The organism is Clostridium sp. HBUAS56010 (genome assembly GCF_007115105.1).
GTDB lineage: Bacteria > Bacillota > Clostridia > Lachnospirales > Lachnospiraceae > Lacrimispora.
Genome location: NZ_SULJ01000006.1, coordinates 91,743 through 114,335, shown reverse-complemented (window position 1 = coordinate 114,335; position 22,593 = coordinate 91,743). Strand labels below are relative to the sequence as shown.

Below are 22,593 nucleotides of genomic sequence, written 5' to 3'. Positions count from 1 at the left end.
ATTAAATTGCGCCGATGCCCGGTATTTCGGATACTCCAACCATTGCTTGGCATGTGGTGAGACTTATTATTTAAAGGAGGAAATCAACATGATTTCAAAGGAAAAGAAAGCAGCTATTATTGCTGAATATGGAAGAAAAGCTGGCGACACAGGTTCACCAGAGGTTCAGATTGCAATTCTCTCAGAGAGAATCACAGAATTAACTGATCACCTTCAGCACAATCCAAAAGATCATCATTCCAGAAGAGGTCTTCTGATGATGGTGGGACAGAGAAGAGGTCTTCTTAATTACTTGAAGAAGTCAGACTTAGACAGCTATCGTGCTTTAATTGAGAAGTTAGGAATCAGAAAATAATAAACCATTTAGGGTGGAGAACTTCTCCACCCTATCTGTCTATTAAGAAAAGAGTGTTAAAAGCAGGAGTATCCCCCGAGACCGCTGATGTACTCATGACAGACGGCTGGTTGTGCGCAGATCAGTAGTTTCGGCAGCTTCTGCAGTTTAATATAAATAATGAATGATTTAAAAGGAGATCCAGTATGTACAAGAGTTTTAGTATGGAACTTGCCGGCAGAACCCTGACTGTTGACGTTGGCAGAGTAGCGAAGCAGGCGAGCGGTGCAGTGCTTATGCACTACGGAGATACTGTGGTTTTGTCCACAGCAACTGCTTCAGACAAACCGAGAGATGGAATTGATTTTTTCCCTCTCAGTGTGGAATATGAAGAAAAACTTTATGCCGTAGGTAAAATTCCAGGCGGCTTTAACAAAAGAGAAGGAAAAGCATCCGAGAATTCGGTTTTGACATCCCGTGTCATTGATCGTCCTATGCGTCCTCTGTTTCCAAAAGATTACCGCAATGACGTAACTTTGGATAATATCGTAATGTCTGTAGACCAGGATTGCAGCCCGGAACTGACTGCAATGTTAGGTTCTGCAATCTCTACCTGCATTTCTGATATTCCCTTTGACGGTCCTTGTGCTTCCACTCAGATCGGTCTTGTGAACGGTGAGCTTGTGGTGAATCCGACCCAGTCACAGAAGCAGGAATCAGATATGGCACTTACCGTTGCGTCCACAAGAGAAAAAGTAATCATGATTGAAGCCGGAGCCAATGAAGTACCGGAAGACACCATGATTGAAGCTATCTTTAAGGCGCATCAGATGAATCAGGAGATTATCAAGTTCATTGATACCATCGTAGCAGAATGCGGAAAGCCAAAGCATACTTACACCAGTTGCGCAGTACCGGAAGAATTATTTGCAGCAATTCGTGAGGTGGTAACACCAGAAGAGATGGAAGTTGCCGTATTTACCGACGAGAAGCAGGTAAGAGAAGAAAATATCCGTAAGATTACAGACAAGTTACAAGAAGCATTTGCGGACAAGGAAGAATGGCTTGAAGTACTGGGAGAGGCTGTTTACCAGTATCAGAAGAAGACTGTCCGTAAGATGATCTTAAAAGACCATAAACGTCCTGATGGCCGTGCCATGGATCAGATCCGTCCTCTTGCAGCAGAGATTGACATGCTTCCAAGAGTTCATGGTTCTGCCATGTTCACCCGTGGACAGACACAGATTTTAAACATCTGTACTCTTGCACCATTATCTGAGAGCCAGAGATTAGACGGCATTGATGATATGGAGACTTCCAAACGTTATATGCACCACTATAATTTCCCGTCCTTCTCCGTTGGAGAGACAAGACCTTCCAGAGGTCCGGGACGCCGTGAGATTGGTCATGGAGCATTGGCAGAGAGGGCATTGGTTCCCGTTCTTCCTTCTGTAGAAGAATTTCCATATGCGATCCGTACCGTATCTGAGACCATGGAATCCAACGGTTCCACATCTCAGGCAAGCATCTGCTCTTCCTCTATGTCATTGATGGCAGCAGGTGTTCCAATTAAGTCCGCAGTCGCAGGAATTTCCTGTGGTCTGGTTACTGGAGATACTGATGATGATTATATCGTTCTTACCGATATTCAGGGACTGGAAGATTTCTTTGGTGATATGGACTTTAAGGTAGGCGGTACCCATAAGGGGATTACTGCCATTCAGATGGATATTAAGATTCACGGTTTAACAAGACCAATTATTGAAGAAGCAATCCGCACCACAAGACAGGCAAGACTTTACATTCTGGATGAGGTTATGGCAAAGGCAATCAAAGAACCTCGTAAAGAAGTAGGACAGTATGCTCCTAAGATTGACCAGATCAGCATTGATCCTCAGAAGATTGGTGATGTTGTTGGTAAACAGGGCAAAGTTATTAATAAGATTATTGAAGAGACTGGTGTTAAGATCGACATTTCTGATGATGGAAGCGTATCCGTGTGCGGAACCGACCAGACTATGATTGACCGTGCTGTTAATATTATTAAGAGCATTGTAACTGATATTGAAGCAGGTCAGATCATGACAGGTAAGGTAGTCAGAATCATGAACTTTGGTGCATTTGTGGAGCTGTCACCGAATAAAGACGGTATGGTTCATATCTCTAAGCTTTCTGAGAAGAGAGTGGCAAAGGTAGAAGATGTAGTGAACATCGGCGATGTAGTAACCGTAAAGGTTATGGAAGTGGATAAGATGGGACGTATCAATTTAAGCATGAAGCCAACAGACTTAACTGCAAAAGCAGAAGAGTCCAAAGAAGAAAAAGAGACAAAAGAAACAAAAACAGCAGAATAAGCAGCCGATGGAAGTTTACAGGCAGCGTACAGAGTTTGATGGCTCTGTACGCTGCCTGTTTTGGGTTCCTGCTGTTATTGTTCAAATAAAAGATGGAAGTTGCTGTGACGTTCCAGGGAATGAAGTCCTTGTTCAATGAACTCCCAGGTTTCCTTATAATCTCCGGTAACTGTAAAATCACTATGGGATAAGAAGGATAGAAAACTGTCTGGATTGGAGCTGTAATAATCTGCAAATTCATCTGCAAAAGTCACTTTTTCTTCCGTGGTCAGATTTTCCGTTTTATTGTGGAAAACGTGTTCTAAATTTCTGGAAAAATAATAGATCCGGTAAGGAATGGTATCCACCTTTCCGGTTTGCCTTAGACGGCACAATATCTGGGATTTTCGTTCATTCCGTTCAAGAACCCGTCTGGGGACGGAAGCTTCCACCCGGTCATCGTAATACCGGATATCTCTTCCTTTACTCTTTATAATCCTGTCATCGGGAATAAATACTCCATCGGTATCCACCAGATGAATCACTTTTAAAATATCGTTTTTCTGGAATCCATATCGTTTTCGTTCGATTTCAATATGTTCGCAGACTGTTTTCACCACATTGTCTACGGATACAGACCAGTTGCTGGTCATATCTCCGTGGACAATGTGAAAACGAATCTCCTGATCCTTTAAAATATTTTTGAGTATAGGGCTTAGGGTGTCCTCATCGGTAGGACCTTCTGCAATAAAAAGAATCACTTTTTTACTTTTTAAAGCCATCAAAAACCCCTTTCCCGGCACGGCGGAATGCTCTTCCGATCTCTACTGTATCGGTTTCTGCATAAATTTCTTCCCGTTGTCCTCCAAGTGTAATGCTTCTCAGATACAAATCTCTTAAATTATTGTTGCTTTTTACATTCTGCAGACGGATGTAGCGATTTGAAGAGTTGGTAGTGGAAAAAACAATGCTTTTTTTGTGGAGCATTTCCAGAGCACGGAGGTTGTGGGAAGTAAAGATCAGTTGCCCTTTGGCGCCTTTTTCCATGACAGACAGCAGTTCTCCCAGAAGATATTCATAGATTCCGGAATCCAGCTCATCAATAATCAGGCACATGGAGGGATGATTGTAGATGCACATCAGCACATTTAATACGGAAATAATCTTAATGATTCCCTCTGATTCATAGCTCAGTGGAATAATCAAGTGATCCCGTTTGGATATGAGCTGTATCTTGTATCCTTCTCTTCCTCTTTCGTTTAATTGTTCCCCAAAGTTATGGATGCCGATGGTGAGCCCTGGTATCATGGCGGAAAGAACCGTGTTCATATCTGTGATAATCCGATCCACAATGTCATACTGCTCTTTTGTGATGACCGATGGACCTTCCAGACGGATGGGAAGTTCTCCTTTTGTGATGGTTTGTCCCACTTTCAGACGAAAGGCAAAAGGAAGCATGAAATTCATGCTGATGGAACCGGAATGGGCATTGGTAATGACAAACAGGTTCATGCCTGCATACTGGGACAGCCCGTCTATTAAATAGGCATAGTCCTGGGAGATCCGGTCTGGAGCCGATAAGAAAACACTTTTTCCTTCTGGACCAAATAGAAAGGAAACCATATTTTTTTGCGCCAGTCTTTTGGCAACGTTTAGATTAATCCAGTTTTCTTCGTTGGTGCGGATCAAGTCCTCAAAGCGGTATCTAGGTGTGAACAAAGGACCTTTAGAAGCGCAGGAATAGTCAATTAAATTACGTTTTGTCTCGAATTTTTCCCCGTTCCACAAAGAAGAGGTCAGGGTTTCCCTGGAGATTGCCAGTCCTTGCTCCTCTGATCGTTCAAACTGTACCGTGTATTCTGCCAGAGCGGCTTTTTCCGGAGACTGTACCATGAATTTAACACGGATGGTACAGGAGTCTTTGTCCTCTGAGATGTAATGGCTTGTCTCTTTGGGAAGGGAATTGCCGGTTAGAAGCATCTGTATGACGGACATGGCTTCAATGATTGCTGTTTTGCCAGAGCCGTTTTGTCCATAGATTCCAAGGATATCGGCAGTGTTGGAGAAATGGTTTTTATCAATAGAGGAGGGCATTTCAATACGCCCATACTGGGTGTTTTTAAATCCTGATATTTCAATTTCACTGATTCTGACGGCAGTGTCATTCATAAGCTGAAATCCTTTCCTGTTTTAAGATATTCAAGTAATTCTATCCTATCATATTCCTTATATATAGCAAGAATATTTTTAGATTCGATACATTTTTATTCGATTCCTACTATTATCTGCTGATTTGAAAAAAATATTCCCCTGTTTTCTTCTCGACCTCATTTTTACCTGTATTGACAAAGGGGTAGTATTTCAAGTATAATAGCAAAACCGAAACACAACAATTACATAGTTCATTAAAAGGGAGTAGTTTAAATGCACTGTCAACATCCGGATGCCTGTGGCAGACTGGTAGTGCATACCATATGATGGTTACCAGACTTTTAATGTGCATATTCTGCAGAAGTTTTTTCAGAATATGTACATTGAAAGTCTTTTCTTTTGTAGGAAAAGTTCTGCGGATTTTCTGTAAAAGAAAGAAACACTCCCGGATGTACATTGCTTTAAAGGAAACGGTCACGGAAGTGACAGCGAATCAGCACCAGAGTCTGATCGGTCAGACTCTTTCTCAGGCTGATCCATGGGACAGCAGAATGGAGGAAGAATTGAAGGAATGGTATCAGAAGAGGGAAGAAGTAGTATTAAAGGAGCTTGGCACCACAGAGGAAGGATTAAGCCCTGAGAGGGCAGCGCAGCTTCTTGTGGAAAAGGGAGAAAACATTCTTTCGGAAGAAAGAAAAAAGAGTATGCTGCAGGTATTTATAGGCCAGTTTAAGGATTTTCTGGTTATGATACTGATTGTGGCGGCTGTTATTTCCATGTTTTCTGGAAATACGGAGAGCACCATTGTAATTATGGCGGTGATCCTGCTCAATGCAGTGCTAGGAACTGTCCAGTATGGAAAGGCACAAAAATCTCTCGACAGCTTAAAGTCCTTGTCTTCTCCCAGTGCAAAGGGAGTAAGGGCTGGACAGAAGTTAGAGATTGCTTCCAGGTTTGTGGTTCCTGGAGACATCATATCCTTAGAAGCAGGAGATATTGTGGTGGCGGACGGAAGAGTGATTAAAAATTATTCCCTACAGGTCAATGAAAGTTCGCTCACAGGAGAATCTGCCAATGTAGATAAGGAGTCGGAGGTGATTGAGGAACAGGTACCATTGGCTGACCGGACCAACATGGTTTATTCGGGCAGTCTGGTAACCTATGGAAGAGCAGTTGTAGTAATTACAGCGACAGGAATGGATACAGAGATTGGCAGAATTGCCAGGTTAATGAATGAAACAAAAGAGAAGAAAACACCTTTGCAGGCGAGTATGGACCAGTTTTCCAGCCGGCTTTCTGTGGGAATTATGATCATCTGCGGGCTGGTATTTCTACTTGGTTTATTCCGGAACATGCCGGTTTTAGATTCTCTAATGTTTGCTGTGGCACTGGCAGTGGCAGCAATTCCGGAAGCTTTAAGTTCTATTGTAACCATTGTACAGGCCATGGGAACCCAGAGAATGGCAAAGGAACATGCCATTATGAAAGAACTGAAAGCGGTGGAAAGTCTGGGATGTGTTTCGGTAATCTGTTCCGATAAGACAGGAACTCTTACCCAGAACCAGATGTCGGTACAACAAATATACGTTGACGGGAAGATTTTAAAACCAGAGGAATTAGATATTACCAGTCAGCTTCACCGTTATTTGATTTACGATGCGGTGCTGACCAATGATTCTGTTTTTGCAGAAGGAAAAGGGATTGGTGATCCTACGGAATATGCCCTTTTGGAAATGACGGAGCGGGTAAGCGTAAATCACAATTTTTTAAGAGATGTGATGAAGCGGCTGGAAGAACTTCCTTTTGATTCCCAGCGGAAACTGATGAGTACAAAGTATGAACTTCATGGAGTGCCTACAGTTCTTTCAAAAGGAGCAGTGGATGTTTTACTAAACCGAATGACCTTTATCCGTACACAGGAGGGGGTAAGGGAACTGACAGAAAAAGACAGGGAAGAAATTATCCTGCAGAATCAGAGTTTTTCCGAGCAGGGTCTTCGTGTTCTATGTTTTGCTTATAAAGAAGTGGAACAAGATCATGTGCTTTCGTTTCATTCGGAGGCTGATTTTACCTTCCTTGGTCTTGTTTCCATGGTTGATCCTCCAAGGAAAGAGTCTCAGGCAGCAGTTGCTGATGCCAGACGGGCAGGAATCCGCCCTGTTATGATTACAGGGGATCATAAGATTACGGCAACAGCTATTGCCAGACAGATCGGCATTTTCTTAGATGGGGATCTTGCGGTGACTGGAACTGAACTGGATGCCATGTCAGAAGAGGAACTGGATCAGAAGATTACAAAAACTTCGGTTTATGCAAGGGTTTCTCCAGAAAATAAGATACGCATTGTGGAGGCATGGCAGAGGCGGGGCAGCATTGTTGCCATGACAGGAGACGGGGTCAATGATGCACCGGCATTGAAGAAAGCGGACATTGGAGTAGCAATGGGAGTTACCGGTACGGAAGTTTCCAAAGATGCCGCTTCCATGATTCTGTCCGATGATAATTTTGCCACAATCATGAAAGCAGTTGCCAATGGACGCAATGTCTACCGCAATATTAAAAATGCCATTCAATTTCTGCTTTCAGGCAATACAGCCGGGATTCTTTCCGTGCTTTATACTTCAGTGTTTGCACTGCCCATTCCCTTTGCTCCGGTTCATCTGCTGTTCATTAATCTGCTTACAGACTCTCTTCCGGCAATTGCCATTGGTATGGAACCTGCGGAGCAGGATCTTCTGGAAGAGAAGCCAAGAAATCCAAAAGAAGGGATTCTTACCAGAGAATTTCTGATGAAACTGCTGTTACAGGGAACATTGATTGCTGCCTGTACCATGACTGCTTTTCATATGGGACTAGAGACAGGAAACCCTGCAGCAGCAAGCACCATGGCGTTTGCAACTCTGACCTTATCCCGGTTATTTCATGGATTTAACTGCAGAAGCAAATATTCTATTTTTAAAATTGGTTTTTCAACAAACTGGTATAGTCTGGCAGCTTTTGCAGCTGGTGTGCTGTTATTGAATCTGGTGCTGTTTGTGCCGTTTTTGTCAGGGCTTTTCTCTGTGACTCCTTTAGACGGCGGTCAGGTTGCCCGTGTCTATGCTCTTGGTGTGGTGCCGACCTTCGTGATTCAGCTTACCAAAATTTTTAGAAGAGAAAACAGAGAGAGATGAAAATAAAGTAAAAAAATCCGCAGAGTTGTGTTACAATATAAGAAATTATTGAAATAGAGGACACAGCCATGCTATATCAGATCAAAGACGGCACCGTAAGTGCCGGCGGAAATGTGATCTTATCCCATATTGATTTTGAGATTAAAGGAAATGAAAAGATTGCAGTGGTGGGAAGCAACGGGGCGGGGAAAACCACGCTGTTAAAACTGATTGCAGGGGAATTATTCCTGGATCGGGATGATAAGCGGAAAAGTGGCGGAATTACCAGTTCCAGATCGTTGACGGTTGGCTATTTAAAGCAGCAGGCATATTCGGATAAGGACAAAACAGTGGAGGAAGAATTATTATCCTCCTGTCCTTATCAGGATTCCTATTCCATGGAACGATTTTCTTATGAACGGGAATATGACAGGCTCTTTACAGGATTTGGGTTTCGAAAGGCGGATAAAAGCCGTAGACTTTCAGAATTTTCAGGAGGAGAGCAGACAAAGATTGCTTTGGTCAGTCTTTTGCTGAAACGCCCGGATATTCTTCTTTTGGACGAGCCTACCAATCATTTGGACGTACAAACCATTGAATGGCTGGAACAGTATATGAAGCAGTATGAAAAAGCAGTTGTCATGGTGTCCCATGACCGCTTTTTCCTGGACCAGACGGTTTCCGTGGTTTATGAGTTATCGCAAAAAAAGCTTATCCGGTATTCCGGTAATTACACCCGGTACCGGGAGGAGAAGAAAAAGTTTATAAGACTTCGGACAAAGGAATACGAAAGGCAGCAGCAGGAGATTAACCGTTTAAATGATCTGGTGGAACGGTTTAAACAGAAACCGCGAAAGGCGGCATTTGCCAGAGCAAAGAAAAAAGCAATCCAACGGATTGAGCTGGTAGAAATGCCTGGAGAGGATGAAGCTCATACATTTACGGTTCCTATTGAACCAGCCGTTTTGGGAAGCAAGTGGGTTTTTGAATCAGAACATTTAAAGATTGGTTATGACCGGCCGATTACGGAGATTACCATGAGAATCCGGAGAGGACAAAAGATTGGGATTTTGGGAGCTAATGGGACCGGCAAGACTACTTTTTTAAAGACAGTTGCCGGATTTCTTCCGAAAATATCAGGAGAATATTGTCTGGGAAACCAGATTACAATAGGGTATTTTGATCAGCATTCATCGGAGATTTCTTCCAAAAAATCAGTGGTAGAACATTTTCATGACCTTTTTCCTTCTTTGACAGAAAAAGAGCTCAGAAGTATTCTGGGGTCTTACCTGTTTCGTGGAAAAGAGGCGGAGAAATCAGTAGATGTGCTGTCTGGTGGTGAAAAATCAAGACTTGTTCTTATGGAACTTTTGCAGAGCAGACCGAATTTTCTTATTCTGGATGAGCCCACCAATCATATGGATATCCAGGCAAAAGAGACATTGGAATCTGCATTCAGAAATTATACGGGAACCATTCTTTTTGTTTCTCATGACCGTTATTTTCTTAACAGAGTAGCAGAATCCATTCTGCTGTTTGAGGATCAGTCTGTATTTTATTATCCATTTGGTTATGAACATTATCTGGAGAGAAGCCGTAGCGCTGAGAGCGGAGAATCCATAGGAGCCAGGATCAAGGCAGAGGAGCAGGCTTTGATTGCCGGAATGAAGGCGGTTCCCAGGGCAGAACGGCACCGGTTAAAGGAGATTTCTACGGAGGATGCTTACCTGGATTGGAAACTGGGGCTTGTTCTTTTAAAGCTTCTGCCTGCAAAAGAGCGGGTGGAGAGGCTGACTGATGAGATGGAAGAGATGAAAAATGAGTGGGTTAATTCTTCCGGATTCTGGGAAGGAGAGGTCTGGCAGGAGAAAGAACGGTACGAGAAGTTAATTCTGGAACGGACCAATGCCTGGGAGGACTGGACAACATGGTGTATGGAGTGGTTTGATGCCGCTTATGAGGGAGAGAGGGAGTAGGAAAAGCGTAGAAGCAGACGAGAGGTTTCGTCATGATTCTACGCTTTAAGCAATCCCTGATTCAGTTGATTCCAATCACAATTATTATATCTGTTTTAACTGGAACTTTGAAACCTCCTGCATCAGTGTCTGTGCCTGTGCAGCCAGTTCTTCACTGGAAGCAGAACTTTCCTCTGCGGTTGCAGCATTGGTCTGGATCACAGAAGATACCTGTGTCAGTCCCTGATTAATCTCATCAATGGCAAGAACCTGACCGGAAGAGGAGGATTCAATTTCCTGAATCGCCTGATCAACCATTTGTGCTTTGGTGAAAACTTCTTTTAGAATATTAGAGGTTTCCGAAGCCATATGTTCCCCTTCTGTTATAGCCTCTACAGAATGGTTGATCAGGTTTGCAGTTTCTTTTGCAGCCTCTGCTGATTTTATGGCAAGATTGCGCACCTCATCGGCAACCACTGCAAATCCTTTGCCGGCATCTCCGGCACGGGCAGCTTCAATGGCAGCATTGAGGGCCAGAATATTTGTCTGGAATGCAATGTCTTCAATGACTTTTGTAATGTTGGAGATCTCTGTGGCAGCGGTACCGATTCTTGCCATGGAGGTATTTAACTTCTCCATATATTCGTTGCTGGCAGCGATACCTGTGCCGCTTTCCTGTACATAAGTGGTTGCAAGACGGACGTTGTTGGCATTGTCCTCCGCCTGTTTTGTGACTGTATTGATGGAGGCGTTCAGTTCTTCTACGGTTGCTGCCTGTTCTGTGGAACCAGAAGCAAGCGCCTGTGCAGCAGAAGAAACCTGTTCCGCACCGGTGTTGACTTCTTCGGCAGACATACGGATTAAAACCATGGTATGATTTAAGTCATTTTCAATCTTACGGAGAGCCAGTCCCAGGACATCTTCTTCGGACCGGACGGGAACTTCCTGTGTAAAATCGCCGTTGCTGATGTCTTCTGCAATCTGTACCTGTTCCCGGATTCCTTTGAGCATCTCGTTGAATGCAGCCGCAAGTTCGCCGGTTTCATCCTTGGAATCAATATCATTTAAATCAATATCCACATGACCCATGGAGATTTTCTTGGCGGCTGAGACAACCTGTCCAATAGGAGTGCTGATCATCTTTGAGATTCTAAGGCTTAAATAGAGGGCAACTACAATACCCAGTACCAGAATCAGACATAGAACCACGGTAATAACCGTTGCAATGGAATCGTTGCTCTGGCTGGTCTCTTTGGCGCTGTTCATACGCAGTTCGATTAACTGATCCATATTATCATAGATTTTTTCAATGTTCTCGGCTTCGCTGTCAAGTGCGGATAAAGCAGCTTTGGTATTACCCGCTTTTGCTGCCTCCAGACATCGTTCTATGGTGGGATCAAAGGACTGGTCAAAGAGTTTTATGGAGTCATCGACCAATGCCCTTCCTTTGTCTGTTGCCAGGGTTTTTCTGTATTCAACTGCATAATCTTTGAAGAGTTTTTTCTCTTCCTGATAGCGTCCTTCTATTTCTGCCAGTTCCTGCTGGTTGCCGGTGTGATTCGCCATGGCATTAAGATCTACCTTGAGTTTATAAAGGTTTTTGGTGGCATGGAACAGCTCATTGATGGGGGCTGTACGGTTTTCGTACAAGTATGTATCCATCTGATTGATTCGGATCATGCCGGCAATTCCTACACCGCCGATGATAAACATCATAAATACCATGCTGAAAGAAGCGGCTAGCAGTTTTTTGCCAATGCTGAAATCCCTAAAATTTTTCATGCTGAGAACCTCCTGAGATTTTATCTTTTGTATGAATTTTTCCATTTTTCTGCAAAAGGGTGTTGGTTTTGTGCATGTGGGATTCGCAGTTTAACTAAGACTGTGCCTGCCTTACTATATTTAAGGAGTGAAAGGGGGTAAAACTGTTGTGACGGGGATTGTGACGGCGAATGGCTGGGGAGCGGTGCTGGCAATATACATGTCGTTGAACTTATCAATGGCTATTTTTTTTTGTTCCATGAGTGAGTGTGCATAAACATTCATGGTAATTGCTACACTGGAATGTCCAAGGATTTCACTGACTGTTTTAATATCAACATGAAGTTCCAGTGCTCTTGTCGCAAAGGTATGCCGGGTGGAATGAAACTTTCGGTCTTTCATTCCTGCCTTTACTAATATTTTTTTATATAGCTTTTGATAGGCTCTCGGATCAATAGGGGTATCATTGCCCGATAATATGTAACAGTCCTCCTTTTTGCCTGTCAGTTCATACTGTCTGGCAATGGGAATGAGAAAAGCGGGGAGCGGAATCTTTCTGATCGAAGTCCGGCTCTTAGGCGTTCCTATGTGAAGAATTGTTTTCTTATCTGAATTCTTAAAATTCTTAGTTCTGGAAACCGTGCGTTTTACAGACATGGTTGCCGCCTCCAGGTCAAAGTCAGACCATCTTAAACCACAAAGTTCTCCAAGCCGAATTCCTGTGTAAAAGCATAGTACAATGCCAAGTGCCCGTTTATCTCCATCATTCATGGCGGTCCATTCAATCAGACGCTGTTCGTTTCTGGTAAATATTGGTACTTCTTTCTGTTCTGTTTTGGGCATTTTTATGGATTGAAGAATAACGGAAGCTTCTTTCTGGTCGAGAAGGATTTCGCGCAGTGCCGTTTTAAAAACAGTCAGTATCTTTTTTTTATAAGCATCGGATAGAGAAGAATCTTTGGTTATATTTATGCTAAAGATTGAAACGGTATCTTCCGATATATCTCTATAACCGTCATTTTGATAGAATGGTATGATATATTTTTGGATGCAGTGATAGTAACTTTCATAGGTAGAAGGTTTTACCCTGTGGATGGCTCTGCATTCTAACCATGACAGAAACAGGTCTGCCGCCTTTGTCTCTGGTTTGGAATTTATATCTGGAGCCGCTGGCTTGTTTTCCAGAAAGAGTTTCATCTTTTCCTTTGCTTCCCGATAGGTTTTTCCGTAGAAGTACTGGTATTTGCCTTCTGGTTTTAACAAACGGCCTTCCCACCGTCCATCTTTTCTCTTATATATATTTTCCCCTCTTCTTGGCATTGATGGCTATCTCCTTTTGACGTAATTTTTGACGGCGATTACAATAAAATCGCCTTAAAATGCTTTACATTTTTTGTTTATATGTGTTTAATTTCTATCATCAATACAATTTTTGTTAGGATTGACAAACAATAATCGAGTATTATATAATCTATAATGTCGAAATTTGTCCAAAAACTGCGACATGGTTTTAGTTAAACTGCGCCTGTCTGAGATATGTCTATCTAAGTATAATCGTTATTCTAAAATTTACCATACCTAAATTTTACCATTTAAACGGTAAGAATTATAAGAGTAGAAAAAATAAAAAAAGCAGCAATCCATAAGTGGATTTACTGCCTTTTTCTTCTTATTATAATGAGAACCGGTATACAGCATTAAATCTGTCTTTTCGGTATGGATCGTAAAAGCCGTCGCTGATTTCCCAGCCGTCAAATTCATCTTTTTGGAATAAGAGGTGTTCGTCTCTATGGGAACGCATGGGGATTTCTCCGATTAACACTCCTTTTTTTGCAACACGGAGAAGTTCTTTTGTGGCGGCAGCCGCATATTCTTTATTTTCAAAATAAAGGTAAACACCGTAGCAGATCACTTTATCAAAAGACTTGTCTTTAAAAGGCAGATCTGCGGCTTCCCCTGTCAAAACAGAGTTATGTAACAGTTCAATGTGCTTTTCTACCAGAGTGGGAGAATAGTCAATGCCCACATAGTCACAATCCAGATACTGTGCCAGTGCACCGGCTCCGCAACCGACTTCCAGAACCTTATCTTCTTTGCGGATATCCAGTCTTTTGATGATTTCTCTTGATACTTCTTCCATGTTCACATGAGTGGCTTCGTATCCGTCATAAGCCAGAAGATCGGTAATGGAACCGTCTGCTTTTCCTTTCCGGGTCCAGATCTGTTTCCAGCTTTCTTTGTTTGTTTCTTGTGCATTCATCTTAATAGCCTCCTTATTAGCGTAATATATGTTTTAGTGCATCTGCAAGTCGTTCATTGTCTTCCTGAGTACGGACTGCGATGCGGATAAACTCTCTTCCTTCCAAGCCTGTTTTTTGGGACAGGTCTTTGATCAGAATGTTATAGCGGTTTAGAAGCAGTTCTGCAATCTGTGTAGCAGAGCAGCCGTCTGTGATCTCGCAGAGAATAAAGTTTGCCTCTGAGGGATATAGCTTGAGCTGACGGATGGAACAAAGGTCCTCATACATCTTCTTTCTGGTAGTTTTAAATTTCTTTAAGGCATCTTTGTAGTCGGACTGATATTTTTCAAAGATCTGAAGGAAATATTCTGCCAGGGAATTGATGTTCCATACCGGCAGTTCTTCTCTTACCAGACGGACAATCTCCGGATCACTGCAGGCCAGGATTCCAAGCCGGAGTCCTGGAACTCCATAAGATTTTGAAATACTCTTAATTAAAACCAGATTGGGATAAGCATTTAAAGTCTCCTGATTCATGAGAGAAGGTTCCTCTTCCGCAGAAGAAAAGTCTAAAAAGGATTCGTCCAGTATGAGACAGATATCTCTTTTTTTACAATAGGCGGCAAGAGCCAGCACTTCTGACTTCTTTAAATAGCTTCCGGTAGGATTATCCGGGTTTACTAAAACGATGGCACTTAGTTCTTTATCCTGATAAAAGTCCATAATGTCTCTGGTTGTATAGGTAAAGTCAGGTGTGGAGACAAAAAATGGAACGGGGAAACGGGCACAGTTGCCGTATTCCTCAAAGGAAGGTTTGATCACACCCACCCCTTTGGGAAAAGAACGGATTAAAGGTTTAATCAGTTCGGCGGCTCCGTTTCCGGTAAGAACCTGGTTTTTCTCAAGCCCCAGGGATTTGGCGGCAAGTAAGTTGTTGACATCAAGCCCGGAAGGATAACTGGTACACAGTGCTTCAAAGCTTGCTTTGATTTCTCCCATCAGGCGGCTGTTGGGAAAGTAGGGATTGACCAGATAGCAGAAATCCAAAAGTCCGGGATAGCGCCAAAAGCCTCCGTATCGGCTGGAAAGTCTGGCAAAACGGCTCTGGGAGTCGGTAAAAATGGATTCTGCAATGTCCAGATCCTGTTCATCGTCGATTTCATACCAGAATCTGTTTTCCAGGCGGCTTGCCTTTAAGTCATGATCATCTAACAGAGAGATTACCTTCAATACCTGCTCATAGTACTCGTTATTCCCAAGAGCTTTGCTGTAAGCTTCCAGGAAAGGAACGTAGTGAGTAGACGAAAATCCTTTGCTGAATTTATAGATGTTTACTGTTTTATAATAGGAATGAATGTCTTCAAAGCGGAAATCCTTCCTGGTAAGGAACTTCATAATATTATCCTGCTGATCCAAAAGAACCACGGTTCCATCCATCCAGCTTTCAAAATGAGCCACCAGTGCCAGATTGGGATAGGGGTCATTGATGATCTGGGTCAGGACCTCCTGTTCAAAGATCAAGTCGGATTCCAGCAACAGTGTATCATCTTCAAGCAGATGGTCTTTTGCCAGGTAAAGGGAATAAATGTTATTGGTGGTCTGGTAGACCGGATTGTCAATGAAGGTGACTGGGGTATGTATGGCGAGAGAGCGGACAAATGATTTTAATTGTTCTCCTTCGTGGCCAGTTACCAGAATGATCTTATTGAAATGGTAATGATCCAGTTGCTTTAACATGCGTTCAATCATTGGAACCTGGTTTACCTTTACCATACATTTGGGTTGGTGTTCCGTTAATTGCTTGAGCCGGCGCCCCATACCGGCAGCGAGAATGATAGCCTGCATGACACTCTCCTTTGTTCAAAAATATAATTAATGAGTAATTTATGAACATAATAGCAGGTTCTTCCATCATTGTCAATAAGAAACTTGACAATCTCCGGGAGAGTGCTATAATATGAAAATGATTTCTGATTTCGAAACGAGGGAAGAAAATGGCAGAGAGAGGCAGATACCGGACAAAACAGCAGGAACTGATCCTTAGCTGTTTAAAAAAACAAAAAGAAAGATTCAGCACAGTAGAACAGTTTATGGAAAGCCTTCACCGTGATGGGATTCATGTTGGGCAGACTACGGTTTACCGGGCTTTGGAACGTCTGACAGAGGATGGGATGGTGGTTAAGATTCCATCGGTTGACGGGTCCAAGGCACAATTCCGCTATATAGGGGAAGAATTAAGCTGGAATGTGGGAAAGCTGGTGTGTTTAAAGTGCGGCAGTATTATTCCTTTGGAATGTTCCAGACTGGATGCATTTTATGAACATATTCATGAGGATCATGGATTCCAACTGGATCAGCACCATATGGTACTTTACGGCTATTGCAGTCAGTGCAGCCAATAAAAAGAAAGGAGAGAGAGGGACACATGAAGTATTTAAAAAACAGCAGGCGCAGCGGAGCGCTTCTTCTGGCTCTGCTTTTGGCAGTCACTCTCTTTTTCTCATCCTTTTTTGTACTGACTCACTTTCAACATGACTGTATTGGAACAGGCTGCCATGTCTGTGCAGAGATTCAGACCTGTATTCGAACCATTCATCTGATTTCGGGAGTGATAGGACTGGGATTAAGCATGATTGTCGCATTGATCAGTGCGGAAAATCTTGCGAGAATTTACTTTGCAGGTCTTTATCTTCGTCCGTTTTCCCTTGTACGCCTGAAGGTGCGGTTAAATAATTGAAGCATATAGGAAATGAAAAGGCGTATCAGATGAAAAATGAGGAAGAAAACAGGAGAATGAATGATGAAGAAAAATAAGATGAAAACCGGTTGTATGCTGGCTCTTCTGGTGCTTGTTTCAGGCGCCATGCTTTCCGGTTGTACGGGAGAGAAGAAAAGCGAAGCAAAAAATGATAAAATAAATGTCATGACAAGTTTTTACCCTGTATATGACTTTACTTTAAAAGTAGGCGGGGATAAGGTCAATGTAACAAATATGGTTCCAGCAGGAATGGAACCTCACGACTGGGAACCAGGAACCCGTGATATTGTCAATCTGGAAGCTGCCAATGTATTTGTATACAGCGGAGCAGGCATGGAGCATTGGACAGAGGATGTTTTAAAAAGTCTGAACAATCAAGATCTGATCGTGGTAGAAGCATCTACAGGAATAACCTTGAGAGAAGGTCATAGTCATGAGGAAGATGAAAAAGAAGAAGATGGAGATCATGAGGAGAAATTTGATCCTCATGTCTGGCTGGACCCGAAAAATGCCAAAAAAGAGATGGAGAATATTAAGGATGCGCTTGTAAATGCAGACCCGGACAATAAGGATTATTATGAGTCCAATTATAAAACTTATGCAGAAAAGCTTGATGCTCTTGACAAGTCCTTTCAGGAAGAACTGGCAGCTCTTCCCAACAAGTCGATTGTGGTATCCCATGAAGCTTACGGATACTTATGCAGTGCCTATGGGTTAACCCAGATGGGAATTGAAGGGCTGACACCAGATTCCGAACCGGATCCGGCAAGAATGGCTGAGATCATTGATTTCGTGAAAGAAAATCAGGTGAAGACCATCTTTTTTGAAGAGCTGGTAAGCCCTAAAGTAGCAGAAGTGGTTGCGAAGGAAACAGGAGCCAAAACCCAGGTTTTAAATCCTGTAGAGGGATTAAGCGATGAAGAAATAAAGGCAGGAGAAGATTATATTTCCATTATGGAAAAGAATCTTGCCGCTTTAAAAGAAGCACTTGAGTAAATAGAGACGGGAGTAAGGATTGTGAATGCGATAGATATAAAAAGCCTGACTTTTTCCTATGGTGATACACCTGTTTTAAAGGGTATTAACCTGGTGGTCCCACAGGGGCGGTTCGCCGCTTTGATCGGTGCCAATGGTGCTGGAAAAAGTACATTAATAAAAATACTGTTAGGGGAACTGCCTATAACAGGAGAGTCTGGAAGCATGAAGCTGATGGATCAGGAGATAAAACAGTTTAAGGACTGGAGCCGGGTGGGGTATGTACCTCAGAATGGAATGGCTGGTTATAAGGATTTTCCGGCATCAGTAGAGGAAATTGTTCAGGCGAATTTATACAGCAGGATCGGTCTGTTCCGTTTTGGCGGGAAAAAGGAGAAAGAACTGGTGTATGATGCACTCTGTCAGGTTGGAATGGAATCTTATAAAAGACGGCTGATTGGGAAACTCTCAGGAGGGCAGCAGCAACGGGTTTTATTAGCACGGGCACTGGTTAACAGTCCGGATCTGCTGGTTTTTGATGAGCCGACTTCAGGAGTGGATGAAGCCAATACCAAAGAGTTTTACCGCCTGATTAAAGAATTTAACCAGAAGGCAGGAGTGACTGTTTTTATGGTAACTCATGACAGAAGCTGTCTGGCAGGTCTTGCTGATGATGTGTGGGAGCTGGAAGAAGGAATCATGAGACAGGTATCGCAGGAAAAGGAGGAGATGTGCCATGGGAATGCTTAGTTATGGATTTATGCAGAGGGCGTTTTTAGTAGGCATTTTGCTTGCCATGGTCATCCCCTGCATTGGTGTTGTGATTGTGTTAAAGCGGCTGTCCATGATTGGAGATGCGCTTTCCCATACTTCCCTGGCTGGGGTGGCGGCTGGATTGATTCTTGGAATCAATCCGGTTGCCGGTGCAGCAGCCGCCTGTATTATTGCGGCTTTTGGTATTGAAGGGATTCGAAGAAAGCTGCCACGTTATTCTGAGATGTCCATTGCCATTATGATGTCTGCCGGCATTGGGCTTGCCGGTGTGTTATCCGGTTTTGTTAAGAATTCGGCGAACTTTAACAGCTTTTTATTTGGAAGCATTGTTGCCATTAGTGATCTGGAGATGTATCTTGTCATCGGAGTGTCCTTAACCGTTCTTCTTCTGTTCTTCCTTTTATATAAAGAACTGTTCTACATTGCGCTGGATGAGCGGAGCGCACGGCTTGCAGGAGTTCCTGTAAAGAGAGTGAATTTTATCTTTACCATTCTGACGGCAGTTACTGTATCCATTGCTGCAAGGACGGTAGGAGCGTTAATCGTTTCTTCTATGATGGTTATTCCCGTTGCCTGTGCCATGCAGTTTGGAAACAATTATAAACAGACAGTTATTTATGCAGTGTGCTTTGATGTGGTATTTATGATGATTGGTCTGGTTCTGGCTTATTATCTTGGATTAAAGCCGGGAGGGACCATTGTTCTCGTGGGAGTTGTCTTCCTTCTTCTTTGTTTTATCTGGAAGAAGTTATCCGGGGTGAAGGGGTAGGAACCATAAGGAGTAGAATATGACAGACCTTTATATTGTATCTGGTTTTCTGGGAGCAGGAAAGACTACGCTGATACAGACCATGTCCGGTACTGTGTTCCAGGGAAAGAAAATTGTAGTCATTGAAAATGACTTTGGAGAAGCAGGAATTGATTCCAGCTATTTAACAGACAGTGAGATTACAGTTACAAGCATTCAATCAGGCTGTATCTGCTGCAGCATGACAGGGGATTTCCATAAATCCCTTTCTTTCGTGTCAGCAGAATATGAGCCTGATGTAATTGTGGTAGAACCATCTGGTGTGGGAAAGCTTTCTGATATTATCCGGGCATGTCTGAAACGAAAGGATCTTGTTCAGATCAAACGGTGTATTGCAGTTGTAGATGAAACGAGATTTGATAAATACAGGGAAAATTACGGAGAATTTTATGTGGATCAGATCTGTTATGCGGATCTGATTTTGTTAAGCCATCAAAGCGGAGATATGGCAAAGACGGAAGATATCATTGGAAAAATAAGAGAACTGAATCAGGAAGCCCGGATCGAAGCAGACTTCTGGGACAGCATTCCCGGGGAAGTATTTTGTTCCGGGGAGAGGGTGAACGCTGTAAAAGTGCTAGAAAATGAAAGCCGTCAGGTGCCGAAGATGGGGCGTATCGCCAACCGGATTTCTTCTCCCTTTCAATTGGTAAAAGGAATCTTTACCTCAGTAACACTGGAATATGAGAACGTGCTGACAGAGGAAGAATTGAGGGAAAAGATTAACCGGGTTATAAAGGAAGCCGATGGGATGATTCTGCGTGGAAAAGGAATCATAAACAGTCCGAATGGAAGGTTAATATTTCATTACATACCAGGCATGCTTAAAGTACAATCCACTGGCGCAGAAGGCTTTTATCTCTGTTTCATCGGAACTGGACTGAAAGAAGAACAAATAAAATTGTTATTTGAAGGAGAAATTATATGACTATTCCGGCATGGGTAATAACCGGATTGCTGGATTCCGGCAAAACCACGCTGATAAACCGGTTGATAAAGGAAGAACTTGAGGAGCAGACGGTTCTTGTAATTCAGTTTGAGCAAGGGGATGTGCCGTTACTGGAATCAGATCAGGTCAGGTCTTTTGCCTGTTCAAAGACTCAGATAGAAGAAACACCTTTTGAGGTGAGTGAAAGAATATGGGAGGAGCTGGAAGCGCATCCCGTTGATCTGGTCTTGATAGAGTGGAACGGGATGGAGCACTTTCATACTCTGGAACAGATGTTTTTGCAGTTTTGTGCCAGACCGGTTATCAGTATAGAAAAGGTGATTTATGCAGCGGCAGGAGAGAACCTGGAACGTCAGATCGCAGATTCCGGTTCCATATCCATGTCACAGATTGCTGCCAGTGATTGTGTTTATGTAACAAAAGAAGCAGGAAGGAAAGGAAAGGGCTTAAAGGTCCTTTCCGGAATTCCTGTTTATACGGAAAATTCATGGAAACAGCTTCGAAGGAAATTGTTTCACTATGATTTAAAACCTCAGATGTGGCTCTTATCCATATCTGTTGCAGTAATTTTGTATTTGATTGTGAAGCCGGCTCTTGGCAGTTCAAGCTTTTCTGTAGATGTATTTCTGACCGTTTTCTTAGGAGTGTTTTTACAGGCGGTTCCATTTCTTGCCATTGGTGTTTTGCTTTCATCAGCCATTCAGGTGTTCATCAGCCCTGGCTGGATTCAGAGAAGATTTCCAAAGAACGTAGTTCTTGCCCAGTTATTTGCGGTATTTGCCGGTTTCTGCCTTCCGGTCTGTGACTGTGCCTCCATTCCCATCTTTAAAAGTCTGGTGAAGAAAAAGGTTCCCATATCAGCAGCGGTAACATTCATGCTGGTATCTCCGGTCATTAATCCGGTTGTGATTCTCTCCACCTGGTATGCGTTTCAGGGAAATATAAAGATTCTCGGTGCCAGGTTAGGGCTTGGAATCTTCTGTGCGGTGGTCACTGGTCTGACCTATCTTCTGGTTCCACCCAAAGCAGTGTTTGGAGCAGAGATACTTCCAGTAAAAGCAAAAGACTGGGAGGATAACTGGAACAGAGGAAATGAGACAAAGGGAACTTCCCGCTTTTTTCTATTGATGCGTCATGCACAGAATGAATTTTTTAATGTAGGTAAGTATTTGTTGACCGGGATATTTATTTCCAGCCTGTTCCAGCAGTTTCAGCCGGCTATGGTCCGTTCCGGGGCAGGAATTACGTTATGGGCTGCAATTTTGTTCATGATGGCAATGGCATTTGTCTTATCGCTGTGTTCTTCTTCAGATGCAGTGGTGGCAAGAAGTCTGTCTCAAAGCTTTCCGGCAGGTGCAGTCATCGGGTTTCTTGTCTTTGGTCCCATGATGGATATAAAAAATGTAGCCATGCTTTTATCGGGTTTTAGAAAGACTTTTATTTTAAGACTGCTGGTCAGTGTTTTTGTCGTCTGTTTTTTGACGGTATTGGCATTTTCAGTATTTGAAAACGGAGGAATCAGAGTATGAAATTAAAAGGAAAAGGGTTGAATCCCCAGGTGCTTATAGAGTCGGGGTGTTATTTTCTTTTTGGTGTGCTTCTATTCCGCCTTACAATTACCGGCACATATCTTAATTATGTAACTCCTCGCATGAAGCCTTATCTGTATGGATTATCCGCATTGATGATACTGTGGGCAGGAGTCAACGGAAAAAACCTGTTCCGCCCCCAGTATAAAAAAAGAGTGAAGCGGTGTCTGGTTCTGGTGGTTCCCATTCTGCTTTTTGCTGTTCCGCCGGCACCTCCAGCAGCTGGTGCCATGGTAAAGGGGCTTTCCAGTTCCAGTATTACCTCATCTTCCGGCGGATATCAGATTCCGGAAGAGTCCAGGGAAGATTATGAATACTATGGACAAGAGAATCTGGAAAAGCCGGAACAGGTGGAAGAAGGAAACGATCTGGAAGTTCCAGAACAAAAGACAAGAACGGTGATCCAGACTACACCACCTTCTTTTGAGATTCCGGGACTGAATGAAGAGACAAAAACCATTGATGTCAGTGATGAAGACTTTGGGGTATGGGTAAATGAACTGGGAATGAATCCCCAGAAATATGAAGGATATACGATTACCATGAAAGGACTGGTGCTGACGGATTTAGAGGACCGGAAGGACAATGAATTTGCTCTGGTCCGTTTATCCATGTGGTGCTGTGCGGCAGATATGGCTCCAATGGGGCTTATGACAGAGGTTCCGGGAGATATGCCTTTCAAAGAAAATGACTGGATTACCCTCACAGGAAACGTGAAAGTGAAAGAGGGTTATGCGGTGATTGATGCACTGGATATGAAGGAGGCGGAGAAACCGTCTGAGGAATATGTATATCCTTACTGATGACAGAGATA

Annotated in this window: 18 protein-coding genes; 12 read left to right on the top strand and 6 right to left on the bottom strand. The window is 43.0% G+C overall.

The window, feature by feature from the left end; all coding sequences use genetic code 11:
• Window positions 1-88: 88 nt before the first annotated feature.
• Together rpsO and FAY33_RS11150 are read left to right on the top strand one after the other, a co-directional pair.
• Window positions 89-355 (top strand): 30S ribosomal protein S15, encoded by a 267-nt coding sequence (gene rpsO / locus FAY33_RS11155; protein WP_143321305.1) that lies wholly within the window; start codon window positions 89-91, stop codon window positions 353-355.
• Window positions 356-540: 185 nt separating this feature from the next.
• Window positions 541-2,688 carry a polyribonucleotide nucleotidyltransferase gene (locus FAY33_RS11150; RefSeq protein ID WP_143321304.1) on the top strand — a complete coding sequence of 716 codons (2,148 nt, stop codon included), beginning with the start codon at window positions 541-543 and terminating at the stop codon, window positions 2,686-2,688.
• A 74-nt stretch (window positions 2,689-2,762) separates the two neighbouring features.
• Here the strand turns inward: FAY33_RS11150 and FAY33_RS11145 are convergent, their stop codons facing one another.
• The gene (locus FAY33_RS11145) at window positions 2,763-3,449 is read right to left on the bottom strand and encodes a hypothetical protein (RefSeq protein WP_143321303.1); all 687 of its coding nucleotides are present in this window, start codon (window positions 3,447-3,449) and stop codon (window positions 2,763-2,765) included.
• On the bottom strand, window positions 3,433-4,836 hold the full coding sequence (locus tag FAY33_RS11140) for an AAA family ATPase (protein WP_143321302.1): 1,404 nt from the start codon (window positions 4,834-4,836) through the stop codon (window positions 3,433-3,435). The genes FAY33_RS11145 and FAY33_RS11140 overlap by 17 nt, the downstream gene beginning before the upstream one ends.
• A gap of 533 nt (window positions 4,837-5,369) precedes the next feature.
• On the opposite strand from FAY33_RS11140, the gene FAY33_RS11135 reads away from it, so the two are divergent.
• Complete coding sequence (locus FAY33_RS11135) at window positions 5,370-7,991, top strand: cation-translocating P-type ATPase (protein WP_347562690.1); 2,622 nt, start codon at window positions 5,370-5,372, stop codon at window positions 7,989-7,991.
• A 68-nt stretch (window positions 7,992-8,059) separates the two neighbouring features.
• Window positions 8,060-9,946, top strand: a complete 1,887-nt coding sequence (locus tag FAY33_RS11130; RefSeq protein WP_143321301.1) for an ABC-F family ATP-binding cassette domain-containing protein — start codon at window positions 8,060-8,062, stop codon at window positions 9,944-9,946.
• Between the two features lie 84 nt (window positions 9,947-10,030).
• Here the strand turns inward: FAY33_RS11130 and FAY33_RS11125 are convergent, their stop codons facing one another.
• From FAY33_RS11125 to FAY33_RS11110, 4 genes are all read right to left on the bottom strand, one after another.
• Window positions 10,031-11,707: a HAMP domain-containing methyl-accepting chemotaxis protein gene (locus FAY33_RS11125; protein ID WP_143321300.1), complete on the bottom strand. Its 1,677-nt coding sequence runs from the start codon at window positions 11,705-11,707 to the stop codon at window positions 10,031-10,033.
• Window positions 11,708-11,827: 120 nt separating this feature from the next.
• Window positions 11,828-13,006, bottom strand: coding sequence for a site-specific integrase (locus tag FAY33_RS11120; RefSeq protein WP_143321299.1), 1,179 nt, complete (start codon window positions 13,004-13,006; stop codon window positions 11,828-11,830).
• A 352-nt stretch (window positions 13,007-13,358) separates the two neighbouring features.
• A complete protein-coding gene (locus FAY33_RS11115; protein ID WP_143321298.1) occupies window positions 13,359-13,946 on the bottom strand; it encodes a class I SAM-dependent methyltransferase in 588 nt (195 codons plus the stop codon).
• Between the two features lie 16 nt (window positions 13,947-13,962).
• Entirely contained in the window at window positions 13,963-15,771 is a 1,809-nt protein-coding gene (locus tag FAY33_RS11110; protein WP_143321297.1) for an aminotransferase class I/II-fold pyridoxal phosphate-dependent enzyme, read from the bottom strand.
• A 149-nt stretch (window positions 15,772-15,920) separates the two neighbouring features.
• Between FAY33_RS11110 and FAY33_RS11105 the strand changes: the two genes are divergently transcribed.
• From FAY33_RS11105 to FAY33_RS11070, 8 genes are all read left to right on the top strand, one after another.
• Entirely contained in the window at window positions 15,921-16,328 is a 408-nt protein-coding gene (locus FAY33_RS11105) for a transcriptional repressor (protein ID WP_143321296.1), read from the top strand.
• A gap of 23 nt (window positions 16,329-16,351) precedes the next feature.
• Window positions 16,352-16,663, top strand: coding sequence for an AraC family transcriptional regulator (locus tag FAY33_RS11100; RefSeq protein ID WP_143321295.1), 312 nt, complete (start codon window positions 16,352-16,354; stop codon window positions 16,661-16,663).
• Window positions 16,664-16,726: 63 nt separating this feature from the next.
• Window positions 16,727-17,680: a metal ABC transporter substrate-binding protein gene (locus FAY33_RS11095; protein WP_143321435.1), complete on the top strand. Its 954-nt coding sequence runs from the start codon at window positions 16,727-16,729 to the stop codon at window positions 17,678-17,680.
• A 21-nt stretch (window positions 17,681-17,701) separates the two neighbouring features.
• Window positions 17,702-18,409, top strand: a complete 708-nt coding sequence (locus FAY33_RS11090) for a metal ABC transporter ATP-binding protein (RefSeq protein ID WP_143321294.1) — start codon at window positions 17,702-17,704, stop codon at window positions 18,407-18,409.
• Window positions 18,396-19,202, top strand: a complete 807-nt coding sequence (locus FAY33_RS11085; protein ID WP_143321293.1) for a metal ABC transporter permease — start codon at window positions 18,396-18,398, stop codon at window positions 19,200-19,202. The genes FAY33_RS11090 and FAY33_RS11085 overlap by 14 nt, the downstream gene beginning before the upstream one ends.
• A gap of 19 nt (window positions 19,203-19,221) precedes the next feature.
• On the top strand, window positions 19,222-20,169 hold the full coding sequence (locus FAY33_RS11080; protein ID WP_143321292.1) for a GTP-binding protein: 948 nt from the start codon (window positions 19,222-19,224) through the stop codon (window positions 20,167-20,169).
• A complete protein-coding gene (locus tag FAY33_RS11075) occupies window positions 20,166-21,719 on the top strand; it encodes a permease (RefSeq protein WP_143321291.1) in 1,554 nt (517 codons plus the stop codon). Before FAY33_RS11080 ends, FAY33_RS11075 begins: the two co-directional genes overlap by 4 nt.
• Window positions 21,716-22,582, top strand: coding sequence for a TIGR03943 family protein (locus tag FAY33_RS11070; RefSeq protein ID WP_143321290.1), 867 nt, complete (start codon window positions 21,716-21,718; stop codon window positions 22,580-22,582). The genes FAY33_RS11075 and FAY33_RS11070 overlap by 4 nt, the downstream gene beginning before the upstream one ends.
• The last annotated feature ends 11 nt before the right edge of the window (window positions 22,583-22,593 follow it).